17 protein-coding genes and 1 pseudogene are annotated in these 18156 nt (G+C 70.2%); 11 read left to right on the forward strand and 7 right to left on the reverse strand.

All coding sequences use genetic code 11. The features are described from left to right. Positions 1–7: 7 nt before the first annotated feature. Positions 8–1231 carry a DUF3500 domain-containing protein gene (locus OG787_RS11600; protein ID WP_405535103.1) on the reverse strand — a complete coding sequence of 408 codons (1224 nt, stop codon included), beginning with the start codon at positions 1229–1231 and terminating at the stop codon, positions 8–10. Between the two features lie 149 nt (positions 1232–1380). Between OG787_RS11600 and OG787_RS11605 the strand changes: the two genes are divergently transcribed. Continuing rightward, the gene (locus tag OG787_RS11605; RefSeq protein WP_369033198.1) at positions 1381–2091 is read left to right on the forward strand and encodes a response regulator transcription factor; all 711 of its coding nucleotides are present in this window, start codon (positions 1381–1383) and stop codon (positions 2089–2091) included. Beyond that, entirely contained in the window at positions 2088–3509 is a 1422-nt protein-coding gene (locus OG787_RS11610; RefSeq protein WP_405535104.1) for an ATP-binding protein, read from the forward strand. The genes OG787_RS11605 and OG787_RS11610 overlap by 4 nt, the downstream gene beginning before the upstream one ends. Positions 3510–3539: 30 nt before the next feature. Here the strand turns inward: OG787_RS11610 and OG787_RS11615 are convergent, their stop codons facing one another. Further along, positions 3540–3875, reverse strand: coding sequence for a CocE/NonD family hydrolase (locus OG787_RS11615; protein WP_405535105.1), 336 nt, complete (start codon positions 3873–3875; stop codon positions 3540–3542). A gap of 20 nt (positions 3876–3895) precedes the next feature. Between OG787_RS11615 and OG787_RS11620 the strand changes: the two genes are divergently transcribed. After that, positions 3896–4405, forward strand: a complete 510-nt coding sequence (locus OG787_RS11620) for a ThiF family adenylyltransferase (RefSeq protein WP_405535106.1) — start codon at positions 3896–3898, stop codon at positions 4403–4405. A 291-nt stretch (positions 4406–4696) separates the two neighbouring features. Here OG787_RS11620 and OG787_RS11625 read toward each other — a convergent pair whose 3' ends face one another. From OG787_RS11625 to OG787_RS11635, 3 genes are all read right to left on the reverse strand, one after another. After that, positions 4697–5887 carry a spermidine/putrescine ABC transporter substrate-binding protein gene (locus tag OG787_RS11625; protein WP_405535107.1) on the reverse strand — a complete coding sequence of 397 codons (1191 nt, stop codon included), beginning with the start codon at positions 5885–5887 and terminating at the stop codon, positions 4697–4699. A 135-nt stretch (positions 5888–6022) separates the two neighbouring features. Beyond that, on the reverse strand, positions 6023–7228 hold the full coding sequence (locus OG787_RS11630; RefSeq protein WP_405535108.1) for a sensor histidine kinase: 1206 nt from the start codon (positions 7226–7228) through the stop codon (positions 6023–6025). Beyond that, positions 7225–7878 (reverse strand): response regulator transcription factor, encoded by a 654-nt coding sequence (locus OG787_RS11635; RefSeq protein ID WP_369033204.1) that lies wholly within the window; start codon positions 7876–7878, stop codon positions 7225–7227. The genes OG787_RS11630 and OG787_RS11635 overlap by 4 nt, the downstream gene beginning before the upstream one ends. A gap of 141 nt (positions 7879–8019) precedes the next feature. On the opposite strand from OG787_RS11635, the gene OG787_RS11640 reads away from it, so the two are divergent. After that, positions 8020–8571: a hypothetical protein gene (locus OG787_RS11640; protein WP_369033205.1), complete on the forward strand. Its 552-nt coding sequence runs from the start codon at positions 8020–8022 to the stop codon at positions 8569–8571. A gap of 65 nt (positions 8572–8636) precedes the next feature. Here the strand turns inward: OG787_RS11640 and OG787_RS11645 are convergent, their stop codons facing one another. Continuing rightward, positions 8637–10076, reverse strand: a complete 1440-nt coding sequence (locus OG787_RS11645) for a gamma-aminobutyraldehyde dehydrogenase (protein WP_369033206.1) — start codon at positions 10074–10076, stop codon at positions 8637–8639. A 182-nt stretch (positions 10077–10258) separates the two neighbouring features. Here OG787_RS11645 and OG787_RS11650 point away from each other — a divergent pair, with 182 nt between their 5' ends. From OG787_RS11650 to OG787_RS11680, 7 genes are all read left to right on the forward strand, one after another. Beyond that, on the forward strand, positions 10259–10774 hold the full coding sequence (locus OG787_RS11650; protein WP_369033207.1) for an Lrp/AsnC family transcriptional regulator: 516 nt from the start codon (positions 10259–10261) through the stop codon (positions 10772–10774). Continuing rightward, a complete protein-coding gene (locus OG787_RS11655) occupies positions 10759–12153 on the forward strand; it encodes an aspartate aminotransferase family protein (RefSeq protein ID WP_405535109.1) in 1395 nt (464 codons plus the stop codon). Before OG787_RS11650 ends, OG787_RS11655 begins: the two co-directional genes overlap by 16 nt. Before the next feature lie 230 nt (positions 12154–12383). Next, the gene (locus OG787_RS11660; RefSeq protein WP_369033209.1) at positions 12384–13226 is read left to right on the forward strand and encodes an ABC transporter ATP-binding protein; all 843 of its coding nucleotides are present in this window, start codon (positions 12384–12386) and stop codon (positions 13224–13226) included. Beyond that, positions 13208–14716, forward strand: coding sequence for a hypothetical protein (locus tag OG787_RS11665; protein ID WP_405535110.1), 1509 nt, complete (start codon positions 13208–13210; stop codon positions 14714–14716). Before OG787_RS11660 ends, OG787_RS11665 begins: the two co-directional genes overlap by 19 nt. 120 nt (positions 14717–14836) lie before the next feature. After that, positions 14837–15256 carry a VOC family protein gene (locus tag OG787_RS11670; RefSeq protein WP_369033211.1) on the forward strand — a complete coding sequence of 140 codons (420 nt, stop codon included), beginning with the start codon at positions 14837–14839 and terminating at the stop codon, positions 15254–15256. A 36-nt stretch (positions 15257–15292) separates the two neighbouring features. Beyond that, a complete protein-coding gene (locus OG787_RS11675; protein WP_405535111.1) occupies positions 15293–16414 on the forward strand; it encodes an LOG family protein in 1122 nt (373 codons plus the stop codon). Between the two features lie 152 nt (positions 16415–16566). Continuing rightward, a complete protein-coding gene (locus OG787_RS11680) occupies positions 16567–17256 on the forward strand; it encodes an LAETG motif-containing sortase-dependent surface protein (RefSeq protein WP_369033213.1) in 690 nt (229 codons plus the stop codon). A gap of 73 nt (positions 17257–17329) precedes the next feature. Here OG787_RS11680 and OG787_RS11685 read toward each other — a convergent pair. Further along, positions 17330–18128: pseudogene (locus OG787_RS11685) on the reverse strand (maleylpyruvate isomerase family mycothiol-dependent enzyme). Positions 18129–18156: the final 28 nt, after the last annotated feature.

Consider the following 18156-nt stretch of genomic DNA (forward strand, 5'->3'; position numbering starts at 1 on the left):
CGGGAGGTCATTCCCAGCCGTAGTCGGCGGTCTCGTCCCGGAAGATCGTGTGCTGGTGGATCTCGTCGGTGGACGCGCCCGGCTGGTTGGAGAACTCGATCCAGGCCGACGGTCCGTCAAGCCGCACGTAGGTCTGGCTGTTGTCCAGGGTCGTCCCGCCGCTCCAGCCGATGTACGTCTCGTCGAACTCCGAGACGTACTTGGCCAGCAGCCGAGCCGCCGCCTTCTCGTCCAGGTCGTCGACCCACGCCCTGAGCATCGCGGTGACCTTCGCCCGCTGCTTCTTGGTGAGGCTGCTGACCAGGACGCCCTCCGGCTGGGCGGGGAAGGGACCGTCGTGGCCGGGGCCGAGGTACAGGTCGTCGAAGCTGCCGTCGATCTCGGCGGCGGTCAACTCCTCGGCGGTGAGGGACTGGATCGCGGCGATCGTGGCGGTCCGCTTGTCCTCCAGCGGGGCGTAGTACAGGTTCTCCCAGTCGAACTCCATCGGCTCCACGGCGGTGAGGGTGGGCGAGATGCTCACGCTGCCGCCGGCGTACGTGAGGTTGTAGGCGGCGTGGTGACCGCCGTACTGGAGCGTGAACTGCCCGGACTTGCTGGGCGTTCCGAAGAAGGAGACGTAGTACCACTCCGAGCCGAAGTTGGCGCCGCCGCCTCCGCCGGGGGGACGGCCGCCACCGGTGGGCGTCGCGGTGGGGGTGGCTGTCGGGGTGCCCGTCGGGGTGCCGCCGCCCGGTCCGCCGGTGTCCGGGAGCGAGGCGAGATAGTCGTCGGCCTTGCGGATCTCGACGAGTTCCTCGTAGCCCTTCTTGCTGAGCGCGGCCTCCATCACCTTCAGGGCGGCGGCCTCCTGCGTGTCGGTGAGGTCGCCCAGTTTCAGGCCGTTGCGCTCGACGACGGGTGTCGGGAAGTTGGACCAGCCGGTCTTCTTCGCCGGGTCGTCGAAGTCGTAGAGGGCGGTGTCCTTCTGCTCGTCGGACAGCGTGGCGAGGAACGCGTTGGCGGCGGCCACGACCTGCGCCGTGTTCGCACCGCCTGCGCCGGTGCGCAGGGCGGACGCCGGGACCGGATTCGGCTTCGTCAGCGCCGCCGGCGACGACGCCGAGTCGACGGTGCCACAGCCCGCGCCGCCGAGACCGAGGCACACGGCGACGGCCACGGCGCGGTGTACGCGTATCCGCCTGCGATCCAACGCGGTCGGTGCGGCCATGAGAAAGGGAACGGAGAACATGGGACTCCTGTGGGGGGGGTGTTGGTTCAGGTGCGGACCCATGCTCCGCGAGCTATCTCAGACCCGGTCGGGAGCCGGTCCGGAATTCGATGAGAACCGGTGCCCGGAATGCGAACCGGTGCTCGCAAGCGGTGTGCCATCATGCCCGGATGCCTGATCGTGTCCTCATCGCCGACGACGATCGCGCGGTCCGTGAATCCCTCGCGCGCGCACTGGAGTTGGAGGGCTACGACGTCGTCACCGCCGCCGACGGGGTGGAGACGCTGACCCGGGTCCGCCGGGAGTCCTTCGACGTGCTGGTCGTCGACGTCATGATGCCCCATGTCGACGGCATGGCCGTGTGCCGCGTACTGCGCGCCGACGGTGACCGCACACCGGTCCTCATGCTCACCGCCCGGTCCCGCACCCCGGACCGGGCGGCCGGCCTCGACGCCGGTGCCGACGACTACCTGCCCAAGCCCTTCGCGGTGCCCGAACTGACGGCCCGGCTACGGGCGTTGCTACGCAGAGCCGCCCTGACACCGAAGCCCGTGCGGGAGACCGAGGACGCGGAGCGGGACGGCACGGTTCTGTGCATGGCCTCGCTGCGGATCTCTCCGGTGGCCCGGCGTGTGTGGTGGGGCGAGGAGGAAGTGCGCCTCACCCGGACCGAGTTCGACCTGCTGGAACTCCTGGTGCGCAACGAGGGACTCGTGCTGGATCACGAGACGCTCTACGAACAGGTCTGGGGTCGTGACGTCGGCGTGGACGCCAAGAACCTGGCGGGTTACGTCGGGTATCTGCGGCGCAAGCTCGGCGCGGCCGGAGCGCCCGATCTGATCCACACCGTGCGCGGTGTGGGGTACGCGGCGCGGCCATGACCCTGCGTACGCGGTTCGCGCTCGCCTTCGCCGCCATCGGTGCCGTGGTGGCGCTGCTGGTCGGAGCGCTGAGTTATCGCGCCGCCTCCGACCGGGTCGTCGCCGAGATCGACCGGACCCTGCGGTCGGCCACGGTCGCGCTGGCGCACGCCGAGGAACGGGGAGGGCAGCCGCTGGTCTCCGAGGTGATCGCCCAGGTACCGGAGCTGTATCCCGGGCCGGACCGACCCGGTCCCGGAGACGAGCCGGAACGGCGGATGGTCCTTCAGACCGTCGCCGTCGACGGAACCGTCACCCGCCTCGGTGGCCCTGGCGTGCCGCTGCCGGTGTCCGACACCGGGCGAACCCTGGCCGCCTCGGGCAGGGCCGGGGACACGGACATCGCCGAGGTGGTCGTGGCGGGCCGCACCTACCGTCGGCTGACCACCGCTCTGGGCGGGAACCGGGGCGCGCTACAGGTGGCCGTCCGGATCGACGAGACCCGTCGTGTCCTGGGCGGTATGGCCAGGGAGATCGCGGGGGTCAGCCTCGTGGCCATGCTGGTCGCGGCCTGCGCGGGTGTGCTGCTCGCGGGACGCATCACTCTGCGCCTGGTACGGCTGGCCGAGGCCGCCGAAGAGGTCAGCGCCGACGGCCGTGCCGTGCCCGGACACGTGGACCTGACGGGCGGGCGGGACGAAGTGGGCCGACTGTCCACGTCGTTCGGCAGGATGCTCGGGCGTATCGCCGCCGCCCGTGACGCCCAGGAGAGACTGGTGCACGACGCCGCCCACGAGCTGCGGACCCCTCTCACCAGTCTGCGCACCAACGCTACGGTGCTGCGTCGCGTCGCCGAACTCTCCCCACAGGCCCGCGACCGGCTCCTCGACGACGTCGAGGGCGAGACCGGCGAACTCGCGCACCTCGTGGAGGAACTCGTGGAGCTGGCGCTGGCCGGCGGCCAGGAAGAGGCCGAGGAGGCCGTGGAGCTGGCCGCGGTGGCCCGCCGTGTCGCGCGGCGCGTGTACCGGCGCAGCGGTCGCCTGGTCCATGTCGACGCCGACGACACCGTGGTCCGTGGCCGCCCGCAGGGCCTGGAACGCGCGCTGGGCAACCTGCTGGAGAACGCCGCCAAGTTCGACCCCGACGGCGACGATCCCATCGAGGTGCGCATCCGCCGTGGAGCGGTCACCGTGTCCGACCGTGGACCGGGCATCGACGCCGCCGCGCTCCCCCGGGTGTTCGACCGCTTCTACCGCGCCGACACCGCTCGCGCCCTGCCCGGCTCCGGACTCGGCCTCGCCATCGTCCGCGACGTCGCCGAAGCCCACGGCGGCACGGTGACCGCGGGCCCTCGCCCGGGCGGCGGGGCCCGGATCGGCTTCACGGTGGCCGGGTCGCGGCTGCTGCCGGGGGCGGAGTGGCAAGGTGACAGGTGAGCTTGGCTCCGGCCGTCTGACGGAGGGTGTTCAGTCGGGCCGCCGTACCGGAAGGATCACGGCCGAAGGGTGTTCGGGGTCGTGGAAGACCCGCTGGTCCGCGGTGTGGAGGGTGGTGGCGGTGGCCCTTGGCTCGCCGGTGCCGGGGTTACGGGCGTAGCGGGGGAAGGCACCGCTGGAGACCTGGACCCTGATCCGGTGGCCGCGCCTGAAGCGGTGGGCGGTGGGCCACAGCCGGACGGCCGCGCGGGAGAGATCGTCCGCACCGGTGAGGCTGACCAGGCCGTCGCACAGGTTGGTCGAGCGGCCCTTCTCGTCGACGTCGCAGAGCCGTACGAAGACGTCGGCGACGACCGAGTCCCGCACCGCGGGCAGCCTCCGACCCTGTGTGGGACCGGCAGGCGCGGCTTCTCGGCGACCGCGGACAAGAATCACTTTCCCGGCTACGCATCGCCGTCGTCGGCCTGGGTGGTGTCGGCAGCATCCTCGTCGAAGAACTCGCCCGGCTCGGCGTCGGGGATCTCGTCCTCATCGACAACGAAACCGTCGACGCGACCAACCGCCCGCGCCTGCTGGCAGCCGAGCGCGGCGATATCGGCAAGCTCAAAACCGATCTTGCCGCCCGCAACGCGACCCGCGCGAATCCGCAGATCCGTCCGGCCGCAGTCCCACAGCGGGTTGAGGCCCCCGAGGCACTACGTGAACTGGTGCGATGCGACTGGATCTTCCTGGCCGCCGACAGCCATTCGGCCCGGCACCGGGTCGACGCCGTCGTCCACGAGTTCCTCATCCCCGCCACTCAGGTCGGCGTGAAGATCCCCGTGTCCCCGAACGGTGAGGTCGGGCAGATCCACACCGCCACACGCTTGGTCTTCCCCGGCGTCGGCTGCATGTGATGCAACGGCCTCATCGACCCGACCGAACTCGCCGTCGGCGAAGCCGTGACCCACTTCCTTCTCGCAACCGCGGGCCTGCACGAGAACGACGACGATCTCGGATCAGTCATCCACCGCCCCCGAACCCGCGAACGACATCTCCAGGATCCCCGCCAGAACACCTATGGCCGCTGGTGCACCCCCAGGGGCAATCTCGGACGCGGCGCCAACGGAGAACTCGCAATCCGACAGACAGCAGCCACTCGATGTGCCAACCAAAAATCCTCGTCACAACATCACAGGGCGGCGCTGCTACAACCCCACGATCACATTCCACCGCTTGGCGAACTCCACCCGCTCCTTCCCGGTGATGTCCCGGGCGATCGCGAGCCGCTCGCGCATGGCGGTGTCGGGGAAGATCAGCGGGTCCTCGGCGAGGGCGGCCGTGTCCTCGTCCTTGGAGGACGCCAGTACGTCCTGGGCGGCCGGCACCGGGCAGACGTAGTTGACCCAGGCGGCCAGCTCGGCGGCGACCTCGGGCCGGTAGTAGTAGTCGATCAGCGCTTCCGCGTTCGCCTTGTGCCGGGCCAGGTTCGGGATCATCAGCGACTCCGCCCACAGCTCGGCGCCCTCCTCCGGGACGACGAAGCGGATGTCCGGGTCGTCCGCCTGGAGCTGGATCACGTCGCCCGAGTACGCCTGACAGGCGAGTACGTCGCCACTGGCGAGGTCCTTGATGTAGTCGTTGCCGGTGAAGCGACGGATGTGCCCGCTGCGCACCCGCGCGGCGACCTGCTCGCAGACCAGCTCGAAGTCGTCCGCGGTCCACTTGGTGATGTCGACCCCGTTGCCCTGCATGAGCAGCGCGAACGCCTCGTCCAGCCCGGAGAGCAGGGTGACGCGCCCCTTGAGATCGTCCGCCCACAGGTCCGAGACGTGCCGGATCTCCCGGCCGACCCTGCGGCGGTTGTACGCGATACCGGTGATCCCCGACTGCCACGGCACGGTGAATTTGCGGCCGGGGTCGAAGGCGGGTGAACGGAGCTGTGGATCAAGGTACTTGGTGACGTTCGGCTGCCGGGCCCGGTCCATCTCCTGGACCCAGCCCAGCCGCACGAACCGCGCGCACATCCAGTCGCTGATGACTATGAGATCGCGGCCGGTGCTCTGGTGGTTCATCAACGCCGGGCTGATCTTCCCGAAGAACTCGTCGTTGTCGTTGATCTCCTCGACGTAGTCGACGCTGAACCCCGTGCGCTTCTCGAACCCCTCCAACGTGGGCCGCCGCGTGGTGTCCTCGTCGTCGGTGTCGATGTAGAGCGGCCAGTTCGCCCAGATCAGCCGCTTGTCCCGAACAGAAAGATCGGCCCCGGCCCGTTCCCCCGGAGCCACATAAGCAGCAGGCACACCACACCCGGCAAGCACCCCACCTCCACCGACCGCACCGAGCACACGCAGCACGGACCGGCGGGAGAGCGAGGCGGAGACACGTGACACCGACATGCGCGCAGCATGCCACTCCGTGCACACGAGCGCCCCAAAGGGGCGCGGGGCTGTTACATCATGCGGCTCCGCCGCGTGGGCGCGACAAGCCACAACGGGCCCGCACCCTCCCCGCAACCCCAGCCCCCCTCCCCCTCACGAGCCCTGCGTCAACCGAGCCGCCGCAGGCAACCGCACCTCCACCCCCAACCCACCCCCCTCCCGGGCCCAGGCCACCACCCCACCCCCATGCGCGGCAACAACAGCGGCCACGATCGACAACCCCAGACCGAGCCCCGCCCCACCGGCCCCCCGGGCCCGAACCACCCGCGCCCCACCCAACCGCCGAAACGGCTGAAACAACCCCCGCACCTCATCCGCCCCGATCACCGCCCCACTGTTCTCGATCCGCAGAACCGGCCACCCACCGTCCACCCCCGTCCACACCCGCACCCAACTCCCCTCCCCCTCGGGCAAGTTGTGCCGCACGGCGTTGTCGGCGAGATTGACCACCAGCCGCTCGATCAGCTGCGGATCCCCCAGCAGCGGCGCCGGCCCCAACTCCGCCTCCACACACGGACGTCCACCACCGGCCTCCGGCAACCGCTCCCGCACCACCTCCGCCAGATCCACGAACTCCCGCCGCTCCAATCCCTGTTGGCTGCGCGCCAGCGTGAGCAGCGCGTCGATGAGCCGTTCCTGCTCCCGGCCCGCCGCACGCACCCGTACGCAGGTGGCCCGCAGGGTCCCGGCGGACGCGTCGGGGTCGGCGAGCGCCACGTCGACCAGGGCCTGCTGAAGAGTGAGCGGGGTGCGCAGCTCGTGCGAGGCGTTGGCGACGAACTGCTTCTGCGCCTCGAACGCCCCCTCCAGCCTGGCGAGTACGGCGTCGAAGGTGTCGGCCATCGCCTTCAGCTCGTCGTCGGGGCCGGGTACCGCGAGCCGCTCGTGGAGGTTGTCGGCGGAGATACGACGAGCCGCGGCCGTCATCGTCCGCAGCGGATCCAGCACCCGCCCCGCCATCAGCCAGCCCAGGGCCACCGACACCACGATCATCACGGCCAGCGCGATCCCCGACTCCATCAGCAACTGCTGCAACTGCTCGTCCCGTTGCACCGACAGCCGCTGCTGCACGTACTGGGCGACGAAGGGCGCGTCAGGGTGTTCGGGGATGCCTTTGGCGACCGTGTCCCGGGGCTCGGGACTTCCGGCCCTCACCCCGGGCTCGGAGTTCGCCACCAGCACATACGTGAAGCTGAGCAGCACCGCCCCCGCCACCGCGAACAACGCGCTGTAGAGCAGGGTCAGCCGCCACCGGATACTGCGCGGCCCCCGCAGCGCCACCCTGACGACGGACCTCACAGCCGGTACCCCGCCCGCTCGACGGTCTCGATCAGCGGCGGCTCCCCCAGCTTCCGCCGCAGCCGGCTCACCGTCACCTTCACGGTCTGGCTGAACGGGTCGGCGGCCTCGTCCCAGGCCCGTTCGAGCAGTTCCTCCGCGGACACCACACTCCCGCGCGCCCCCATCAGCAACTCCAGTACGGCGAACTCCTTCGGGCTGAGCGGCAGTTGGCACCCGGCCCGCGTGGCGACCCGCCGCGCAGGATCGAGCCGCAGCTCACCGCTCACCAGCACCGGCGGCAACGCTGGCTGCGCACGGCGCGCCAACGCCCGTATCCGCGCGACGAGTTCCATGAACGCGAACGGCTTCGGCAGATAGTCGTCGGCACCGAGTCCGAGCCCCGCGACCCGGTCGGCCACCGTCCCGGACGCGGTCAGCATCAGCACCCGCGCCCTGCTGCCGCCCCCGGCGAGCGTCCGGCACACCTGGTCGCCGTGGACGCCGGGCAGATCGCGGTCGAGCACGACGACGTCGTAGCCGTTGACCGCTGCGCGCTCCAGCGCCGTCGGGCCGTCGAAGGCGAGGTCGACCGCCATCCCCTCCCGGCGCAGGCCCGCGGCGACGGTCTCGGCGAGTTCTTCGTGGTCCTCGACCACCAGCACACGCATGCCGGTCAGTGTGGCGCGCGGCCGGTTACAGGGCGATAAGTCCGCCCGTTCCGCTGCTGTAACCGGCGGCGCGCTTCCGTGGATCCCGCATCACCCACGACATCACATCACCACCACCCACGACCCCACCTGGAGGCACCCATGCCCGTACTCGCGGCCCGCCCCCGGCGTCTCGCCCTGGCCTGCGCCATGATCTCGGTCGTCGCGCTGGGCACGGTCAGCGCGACGGCGGCCACGGCGACCGGAACCACCGGAACCACCGCGACCGGATCCGGATCCACCGGCACGCCGGGGCCCACAACCCCCGAACCACCGCGCGGCGGCGAGGCGTTCGGCCTCAAGTACGAGCCGACCGACAACGCCCCCGACGACGTCAACGAGGCGAACGACGACTTCGCCGCGTGCATGCGCGACGAGGGCCAGACCCGCTTCCCGAGCTTCCACGCCGTCAAGGACGACGACGGCGAGATCCGCCTCCAGGCGAAGCTGGGAGGCGAGCGCGGCGACCGGAACCGCACCGATCTCGACGCCTTCCGCAAGGCCCTGAAGAAGTGCGCGCCCATCATGGAGAAGACGGGCATCACCTTCCCCGACGAGGACGAGTTCCCCGGATCCCCCGACCACGACCTGCCGGGCCCGCCGGACTGCGGAGCGATCACCCGCACGGACCACGCGGGGACGCAGGCGTCCTGACCCAACGCGGCCCCGGACGGAGAACTCCCGCCCGGGGCCGCACACGTACCCGATCCACCCGACCGTCAGCCGTCGAGCGACGTCATCACATGCTTGATCCGCGTGTAGTCGTCGAACCCGTACCCCGAGAGGTCCTTGCCGTAGCCGGACTTCTTGAAGCCGCCGTGGGGCATCTCGGCGACCAGCGGGATGTGGGTGTTGATCCACACACAGCCGAAGTCCAGGACCTTGGACATCCGCATCGCGCGCGAGTGGTCCTTCGTCCACACGGACGAGGCGAGGGCGTAGTCCACGCCGTTGGCCCACTCCACGGCCTGCGTCTCGTCCGTGAAGGACTGGACGGTGATGACCGGTCCGAAGACCTCGTTCTGGATGATCTCGTCGTCCTGCTTCAGGCCGGACACGACGGTCGCGGCGTAGAAGTAGCCCTTCTCGCCGACCCGGTGACCGCCCGCCTCGACCTTCGCGTGGGCGGGCAGCCGCTCGATAAAGCCGGTGACCTGCTTGAGCTGGTTGGGGTTGTTGAGCGGCCCGTACAGCACGTCCTCGTCGTCCGGCTGCCCGGTCTTGGTCTCGGCGGCGGCCTTGGCGAGCGCGGCGACGAACTCGTCGTGGATGGACTCCTGGACGAGGACGCGCGTGGCCGCCGTACAGTCCTGGCCCGCGTTGAAGAAGCCCGCGACCGAGATGTCCTCGACGGCCTTGGCGATGTCGGTGTCCTCGAACACGACGACCGGCGCCTTGCCGCCCAGCTCCAGGTGGACGCGCTTGAGGTCCTTGGACGCGGACTCGGCGACCTGCATACCGGCCCGCACCGAACCGGTGATCGACGCCATCGCGGGCGTCTTGTGCTCGACCATCAGCCGCCCGGTCTCACGGTCACCGGTGATGACGTTGAAGACACCCTTCGGCAGGACCGAACCGATGATCTCGGCGATGAGGACCGTGGACGCGGGCGTCGTGTCCGACGGCTTGAGCACCACGGTGTTGCCGGCCGCGATCGCCGGGGCGAACTTCCATACGGCCATCATCATCGGGTAGTTCCAGGGCGCGACCTGCGCGCAGACCCCGACCGGCTCCCGGCGGATGATCGACGTCATCCCGTCCATGTACTCACCGGCGCTGCGCCCCTCCAGCATCCGGGCCGCACCCGCGAAGAAGCGGATCTGGTCCACCATCGGCGGGATCTCCTCGGACCGGGTGAGCCCGATCGGCTTGCCGGTGTTCTCCACCTCGGCCGCGATCAGATCCTCGGCGCGCTCCTCGAACGCGTCCGCGATCTTCAGGAGGGCCTTCTGCCGCTCGGCCGGAGTCTGGTCGCGCCAGGCGGGGAAAGCGGCGGCGGCCGCCGCCATGGCGGCGTCGACGTCCGGCTGCCCGGACAGCGGCGCGGTCGCGTACGCCTCGCCCGTCACGGGGTTGACCACCTCGGTGGTCCGCCCGTCGGCGGCGTCCCGGAACTCACCATCGATGTAGTTGCGCAGACGACGCAGCTCGGTGCTCACTGCCGGCCCTCCAGTTCAGGTGTCCAATGACTCTCGGATGTCCATTGACTGAGACACCCACCCTATTCCGCAGCCCGACGTTTTCAACACCCCCGATCCCCTATGGGCTGCGAAATCCGCAAGACAGACACCCGTCGACAACGAATTTCATCGATCGAGCCTTGCGAAACCGTCGACCCCTCGTGCACAGTGAGCGCGTGGCCAGTCGAAGCGCAGAGCACAGGGACGCCCGGGAGCCCAGGAACGGCACGCCCCAGCTGGACGCCGTCTCCCTCGGCATCATCGAACAGCTCCAGGAGGACGGCCGCCGGCCGTACGCGGCGATCGGCAAGGCGGTGGGCCTCTCGGAGGCGGCCGTGCGCCAGCGCGTGCAGAAGCTGCTCGACCAGGGCGTGATGCAGATCGTCGCCGTCACGGACCCGCTCACCGTGGGTTTCCGCAGGCAGGCGATGGTCGGCATCAATGTCGAGGGAGACACGGAGTCGGTGGCGGACGCGCTCACGGCCATGTCGGAGGTCGAGTACGTGGTGATGACCGCGGGCTCCTTCGACCTCCTCGCCGAGATCGTCTGCGAGGACGACGACCATCTGCTGGACGTCATCAACAAACGCATACGGGCTCTGCCCGGCGTGCGCTCCACCGAAAGCTTCGTCTACCTCAAGCTCAAGAAGCAGACCTACATGTGGGGAACCCGATAACCGTGACGACATCCGACAGCCCCAAGGACCTCAGCCGCACCGCGTACGACCATCTGTGGATGCACTTCACCCGCATGTCGTCGTACGAGAACGCGCCCGTCCCGACGATCGTCCGGGGCGAGGGCACGTACATCTACGACGACAAGGGCCGGCGCTACCTCGACGGTCTGGCGGGGCTGTTCGTGGTCCAGGCCGGACACGGCCGCGTCGAGCTCGCCGAGGCCGCCTTCAAGCAGGCCCAGGAGCTGGCCTTCTTCCCGGTGTGGTCGTACGCCCACCCGAAGGCGGTGGAGCTGGCGGAACGTCTGGCCGACTACGCGCCGGGCGACCTCAACAAGGTCTTCTTCACCACGGGCGGCGGCGAGGCCGTCGAGACCGCCTGGAAGCTCGCCAAGCAGTACTTCAAGCTCACCGGCAAGCCCACCAAGTACAAGGTCATCTCACGCGCGGTCGCCTACCACGGCACCCCGCAGGGCGCCCTGTCCATCACCGGTCTGCCCGCCCTGAAGGCCCCCTTCGAGCCACTGGTCCCCGGCGCCCACAAGGTCCCGAACACCAACATCTACCGCGCCCCGCTCTTCGGCGACGACCCGGAGGCGTACGGCCGCTGGGCCGCCGACCAGATCGAGCAGGAGATCCTCTTCGAGGGCGCGGACACGGTGGCCGCGGTATTCCTGGAGCCGGTCCAGAACGCGGGCGGCTGCTTCCCGCCCCCGCCGGGCTACTTCCAGCGGGTCCGCGAGATCTGCGACCGCCACGACGTCCTGCTCGTCTCGGACGAGGTCATCTGCGCCTTCGGCCGCCTCGGCACGATGTTCGCGTGCGACAAGTTCGACTACGTACCGGACATGATCACCTGCGCCAAGGGCATGACCTCGGGCTACTCCCCGATCGGCGCCTGCATCATCAGCGACCGTCTCGCGGAGCCCTTCTACAAGGGCGACAACACCTTCCTGCACGGCTACACCTTCGGCGGCCACCCGGTGTCGGCGGCGGTGGGCCTCGCCAACCTCGACCTGTTCGAGCGCGAGGGCCTCAACCAGCACGTCCTGGACAACGAGAGCGCGTTCCGCTCGACCCTGGAGAAGCTGTACGACCTGCCGATCGTCGGCGACGTCCGCGGCAACGGCTTCTTCTACGGAATCGAACTGGTCAAGGACAAGACGACCAAGGAGTCCTTCGACGCGGAGGAGACGGAACGTATCCTCTATGGCTTCCTCTCCAAGGCCCTCTTCGAGAACGGCCTCTACTGCCGTGCCGACGACCGCGGTGACCCGGTCGTCCAGCTCGCCCCGCCGCTGATCTCCAACCAGGAGACGTTCGACGAGATCGAACAGATCCTGCGCGCGACGCTGACGGAGGCGTGGACGAAGCTGTAGCCCCAGCGGTCCGACCGCCGACTCCGACGATTCAGCTGTTCATACGGCCCGGGTACACCCGTACGAGTGAGAACGGGCGTACCCGGGCCGTGTGCTGTCCGGCCTCGCGCCGCCGAAAACCTAGCGTGCCTGTAACCGATCGGCCCTGCCTTCGTTCCCCCGCACGGGGGATTTCGCGGATTCCACCCGCGATCCGCACGGCATTTCTGATCTGAACCGAGGTGTACGCGATGGTGGCCCCGCCGGACAACGACGTGCTCTGGGCACGCGCCCTGCACTTCCAGCACAACGACGGCTCGCCGGCGCTGAGCGGTGTCTCGCTCGGCGTCCGGGAGGGCGAGATCCTCGCCGTCAGCGGCCCGCGCGGCAGCGGCAAGACGACCCTGCTGCGCTGCCTCTCGGGCCTGGTACGGCCGCAGCGGGGCGAGGTCTGGTTCAACAGCGTGCCCGTGCACACGATGGGCCCGTTCGCCCGCGAACGGCTGCGCCGCGACCGGTTCGGCTGGATCGACCCGGCCCCCGTCCTCGTACCGGAACTGAACGTCTGGGAGAACGCGGCCCTGCCCCTCATGCTGCGCGGCACCAGCCGCCAACGCGCCAAGACGGCGGCCCTGGAGTGGCTGGAACGCCTGGACATCGGCGACCGAGCCCGCAAACGCCCGCACGAACTGCGCCAGTCCGAACGCCAGCGGGTCTCGATCGCCCGCGCACTGGCCCCGGCCCCCACGGTCCTCTTCGCGGACGAACCGACGGCGCCCCTGTACCAAGCGGACCGCGCGCACGTTCTGCGAACCCTGACGACAGCGGCCCGCTCACACGGCATCACGGTGATCCTGGCGACCCATGACGCGAACACGGCGGCGCTGGCGGACCGCACGGTCTCGCTGCTCGACGGACGGCGCGTGAACACCGTGCATCTGCCGCCGGTCGACGGCAGCGAGAACGGGAACGGGACTGAGTCCGGGGGCGAGACCGGGGCCAGGGCCGGAGCCGGGAACGGAACCGGCAGCGAGACCGGTGCCGGGGCCGGGACCGACACGGAAGGCCGGGCGGCGTGCTCGCTCTCCGTCTAGCCCGCGGCTCCCAGTCGGCCGTCCAGCTCCGCCGTCTGCTGGTGGCGACGGCGTCGGCGGCCACGGGTTTCCTCCTCCTCGGCACCCTGGGCCACGCCCTCGCCCACCAGGACTCGGCCGGCGGCTCGGCCCTGCGGCTGGCCTGGTGCGTGGCCCCCATCGCGGCCACGGTCCACTTCGCGGTGACGGTGGCCCGCACGGACCCCGGCACGAGACCGCGCCCGGGCCTGTCGGCGATCGGCCTGGGCCCGGCCCGCCTGATGGCCGTCTCGGCCGCGACAACGGCCCTGTCCTGCACCCTGGGTTCGATGGTGGCCCTCCTGTTCTTCCTCCACCTGCGAGGCGACCTGACGGGCATGCCCTTCGACGGCGACGCCTCGGACTTCCTGGCCGCCGACCACCCCCTCCCCCTCCCAGCAGCCCTGACCCTGCTGACCCTGGTCCCTGCGGCGGCATCGATCTCGGTCGCACTGTCACTGCGCCCACGGGACACACGCCACCGCACAGGCGCCCAAGCCGCGGGCACACGCACACACCCTGCGGCACGCGCCCAAGCCACGGGCGCAAGCGCACGAGCTGCGGCACGCGCCCAAGCCACAGGCACACCCACCCAAGCCGTGGCACACGCCCAAGCTGCGGGCGCAAGCGCACAAGCCGCGGCACGCACACAAGCCGCAGGCACACCCACCCAAGCCGCGGGCGCAAGCACACAAGCTGCGGGCAGCAGTGCCGCTGGGGCGGCACCCGTCCCACCGAGAGGCGGCACCCCGCAAGCGCCGGGCAGTGCGGCCAACCCCCCAGCCCCCACCCCGGGCACCCTTGAATCCCCGGCCCAGGAACAAGACCTCACCCCCACCGACCCGCACCCCCTCCCCGCCCCCAACCCCACCCCCCGAGACCTCCCCTGGGGCATCGCGGTGCTGGCGGCAGGCCTCGCCGTAGAGGCCTACGCCAGCCGCGACACCCACACCCCCGGCCTCACCATCCCCGGCGGAGCCACCGGCAGCCCCGCAGCCGTGCTCGCCGGCTGGACCCTCACCGCCCTGGGCCTCGCCCTGGCCGGCCCAGGCCTCACCCACCTCTGCGGGCGCCTGCTGCAAGCAGTCCGCCCCGGTGCCCTCCGCCTCCTCGCCGGCCGCGTCCTCATGGCCGAGTCGACCCGCATCGGCCGCCCCCTGGGCGTCGTGTGCGCGGTGGCCTCGGGCGCGTACGCCATGGCCACCCTGTACGCCGCCGACGACCCGTCCCTCGGCCCCCTCACCGCCCTCGGCGCCCTGGTCGTGGCCGGCTGCACGGTCGCCACGCTCCTCACGGCCGCCGCCGAGGCCAGAGCCGCCCGCGCGGACACCACCGCGGCCCTGCTCCGCCTGGGCGCACCGGCGACGACCCTGCGCACCGCCGCGGCCCTGCGCGCAGGTGCCCTCCTCGCCCTGTTCGCCCCGCTGACCTTCCTGGTCGCGGAACTGGCGGCGCTCCCGCTGACCACCTGAACCAACCACCTGAACCCCCACCGAACCCCGCGAAAAAAATCCCGCACCCACCGATGAGTTCCGCCCGACCCCCGGGTCTACCCCTCCGAACAGCACACATCACGAATGGGAGAGACTCCGATGACCTCGCCGACCTACCAGCAGATGATCTTCGTGAACCTGCCCGTGAACGACCTCGGCGCCTCGAAGAAGTTCTTCACGGAACTCGGCTACACGATCAACCCGCAGTTCAGCGACGACAACGCCGCGTCCATCGTGATCAGCGACACCATCGTCGCGATGCTGCTCACCAAGGCGTTCTACGCGACCTTCACCCAGAAGGAGATCGCGGACGCGACGAAGACCAGCGAGGTGCTGGTCGCCCTGAGCGCCGAGAGCCGCGAGAAGGTCGACGAGCTGGTCGACAAGGCGCTCGCTGCGGGCGGTTCCCCAGCCGGCCAGACGCAGGACCTCGGCTTCATGTACGGCCGCTCGTTCGACGACCTCGACGGCCACACCTGGGAGGTCGTGTGGATGGACCCGGCGGCCGTCCAGGGCTAGTCCGAGCGCGTACACGGACCGTGCTTACATGGGCGGGTGCAGACGAGCCCCGCCCATGCGGCCCACCACGACGACCGTGAGATCGAGACGCTGGAGGAGTTCGACGCCGTGGTCTCGGCGCGCGGCACCCTCGCCGGATTCCGCGTCCAGGCAGTCGATCTGACGGACCGTACGAAGGAACTGCTGACCAGCGACACCGCGGGCGCCGTCTTCCTCGGCTGCCGGATGCGCCAGGACGCGGCGGCGAAGGTCCGCGCGAGCGGCGCCCTGGTCTTCCCACCCGCCCCGGAGCTGCCCTTCGACCCGTACCGCGGCCATCTCTACACGCCGGACGAGCTGTTCGCCGGGCTCGACAGCGGCTACGAACGCACCCCCGACGCCCTCGCGTACGCCTGGTTCCAGCGCACCAAGGCCGACGGCGACATACTCGCCTCGATGCTGCGCTCCGTCCACGACGACTCCGTCACCGACGCCATCGACGAACTCCTGCGCGGAACACAGGTCGTGGGGGTGATGGGCGGGCACGCGATGGCACGCGGGACCGAGGCGTACGCCGGTGCCGCGCGCCTGGGGCGCGAGCTGACCCGCGCCGGGTTCACGGTGGCCACGGGCGGCGGCCCGGGCGCGATGGAGGCGGCGAACCTGGGCGCGTACGCGGCGCCCTTCGAGGACACCATGCTCGACGAGGCGTGCGAACTCCTCGCCGCAGCGCCCTCGTTCACCCCCTCGATCACCGACTGGGCGCGCGCCGCGTTCGAGGTCCGCTCGCACTGGCCCAGGGGCGGCAACTCGGTCGGCATCCCGACCTGGTTCTACGGGCACGAGCCGCCGAACGCCTTCGCCTCGCACATCGCCAAGTACTTCGCCAACGCCACCCGCGAGGACGGCCTGTTGGCCCGCTCGAACGCGGGGGTCGTCTTCCTGCCGGGCGCCGCCGGGACCGTACAGGAGATCTTCGACAACGCGACCCCGAACTACTACGAGTCGCGCGGCGAGCCCACACCCATGGTGCTCGTGAACCGCGCGCACTGGACCGAGCGGCTGCCCGCCTGGCCGCTGCTCCAGGCACTCGCGCGGGAGCGGGCGATGGAGGACCGGATCGCCCTGGTCGACCGGATCGAGGAGGCTCCTGAGGCCTTGAAACGTCTCGCTGGTTAACGGGTAGGCAAAACCAATCGCTGTAGCCCGCATACGGATTGACAGCCCTTATCCCGCGCTTATAAACCTGTGAGACTCCTGGGGGTGATGAGGTGATGAGGTCTCTTCACTCCCTCCACCCCCCTCAGTTGCGCATCCCGTGAAGGGCAATCGTGTCCATATCTCGCCGTACCGCACGTTCCGTGCGTTTTCTCGGTGTCGCCTCCGCCTCGGCCGCGCTCGCGCTGGGTGTCGCCGGCAACGCGTTCGCCTGCAACATCAGTGAGTTCTCCGCCGTCGCCAAGTGCGACGGCGAAAACGGTGTCATCAGCGTCACCGACAAGGACCCGTCGGGCACCCCGGCCACCGTCACCGTGTACCTGGGCGACAAGGTCATCGGCACCGAGGACGTCGTGGGCACCCGCGAGGGTGTCACCGTCGACTTCTCGGAGGACTGGGCGCCGAACACGACGTACCGCGTCCACGTCAAGGCCGGCAACCAGGTCGACGAGTACATCAAGGGTGACGTGACCACCCCGGACGAGGCCTGCAAGACGGAGCCGACCCCGACTCCGACCCCGCCGGCGTCGGAGACCCCGGAGCCGTCCGAGCCCGCGACGCCGACCCCGTCGGCCTCGGAGCCCGAGGAGTCGGCCACCCCGACCCCGTCGGCCGACGAGAGCACCCCGGGTGCCCCCGCGAGCAGCGTTCCGACGCCCGCGGGCGGCAGCTCCAACCTCGCCGAGACCGGCGCCAGCTCGAACACCGGCGTGATCGCCGGTATCGCGGCTGCCCTGGTCGCCGTCGGCGGCGGCGCAGTCTTCTTCGGCATGCGCCGTCGTGGGGCGTCCAGCAACCGCTGACGTTCCACAAGTGGTATCCGGTTGTACGTACGTTGTGGCCCGCCCCTCGTGAGGGAGGCGGGCCACTCCACTGTCAGCCGAAGGTGGCCCTCTCCAGCCAGAAGTCCAGCAGCTCCCGCTCCCCGAGAACCTCCAACTCCGGGCTGTCCAGCGGAAGTCGCCGATAGAAGGCGAGCAGGACATCGGTGAGGGGCCCGCGCAGAGCGACCGTGGCCTTCTCATGACCGCGACGCCACACGACACCACCTTCGGTGAGCTCGACGAGCCACTCGGCGTTCAACTCCGGGGCGGTGTCCGTGGCATGGAGATGAATACTGCGCCCGACCCCCCGCAACTCCCGCGCCGCGTCGTGCGGATCGGTCCGCTGCACGAACTCGACGATCTGCAGCCACTCGTCGATCGCGTCGGCGGCGATGTCGGCGGCGACCTCGTACGGCAGCCCGGCGGCGAGGGTCGCGTCCGCGCGGTGAACGGTGATCTCGTGGGCCATCCGCCGCGCCCAGAACCCCGAGTTGTGGATCCCGGCCCAGGCCCACACCTTGGTGTCCGGCCCGGCCTCACGCAACGCCCCGACAACCAACTCCCCGGTCTCGGCGAGCCAGGCGTCCAGCGCACCGACATCCCCCCCGAACCTCAGGCCCACCCCCCAAAGGCACCCGCTCCTCATCGACGTTCTCGTCGGCCCGAGTACGCACCAGCGTGTCCACCCACCGCAGGGCACCACCGGTGTGCCGCACCAACTGCTCGAACGACCAGTCGGGACAGGTCGGCACGGTCGCGGCCAGATCGACACCGGAGGTCACGACAGCTCTCAACTGTCCAACCTGATGGGTGATTTCATCGCAATAGCGGGCATGTGCGAGAGTCGTCATGCCGCGAACCCTAATGCCGCACCTTCAC

Origin of the sequence: Streptomyces sp. NBC_00075 (assembly GCF_045041225.1) — a bacterium.
In the GTDB taxonomy this organism is placed as follows: Bacteria; Actinomycetota; Actinomycetes; order Streptomycetales; family Streptomycetaceae; genus Streptomyces; species Streptomyces adonidis.

Bases quoted from the DNA above. Each gene is read 5' to 3' on its own strand.
- OG787_RS11640 (WP_369033205.1), top strand. From the start codon at position 8,020: ATGCCCGTACTCGCGGCCCGCCCCCGGCGTCTCGCCCTGGCCTGCGCC.
- OG787_RS11625 (WP_405535107.1), bottom strand. From the start codon at position 5,887: ATGTCGGTGTCACGTGTCTCCGCCTCGCTCTCCCGCCGGTCCGTGCTG.
- OG787_RS11605 (WP_369033198.1), top strand. From the start codon at position 1,381: ATGCCTGATCGTGTCCTCATCGCCGACGACGATCGCGCGGTCCGTGAA.
- OG787_RS11660 (WP_369033209.1), top strand. From the start codon at position 12,384: ATGGTGGCCCCGCCGGACAACGACGTGCTCTGGGCACGCGCCCTGCAC.
- OG787_RS11610 (WP_405535104.1), top strand. From the start codon at position 2,088: ATGACCCTGCGTACGCGGTTCGCGCTCGCCTTCGCCGCCATCGGTGCC.
- OG787_RS11670 (WP_369033211.1), top strand. From the start codon at position 14,837: ATGACCTCGCCGACCTACCAGCAGATGATCTTCGTGAACCTGCCCGTG.
- OG787_RS11600 (WP_405535103.1), bottom strand. From the start codon at position 1,231: ATGTTCTCCGTTCCCTTTCTCATGGCCGCACCGACCGCGTTGGATCGC.
- OG787_RS11635 (WP_369033204.1), bottom strand. From the start codon at position 7,878: ATGCGTGTGCTGGTGGTCGAGGACCACGAAGAACTCGCCGAGACCGTC.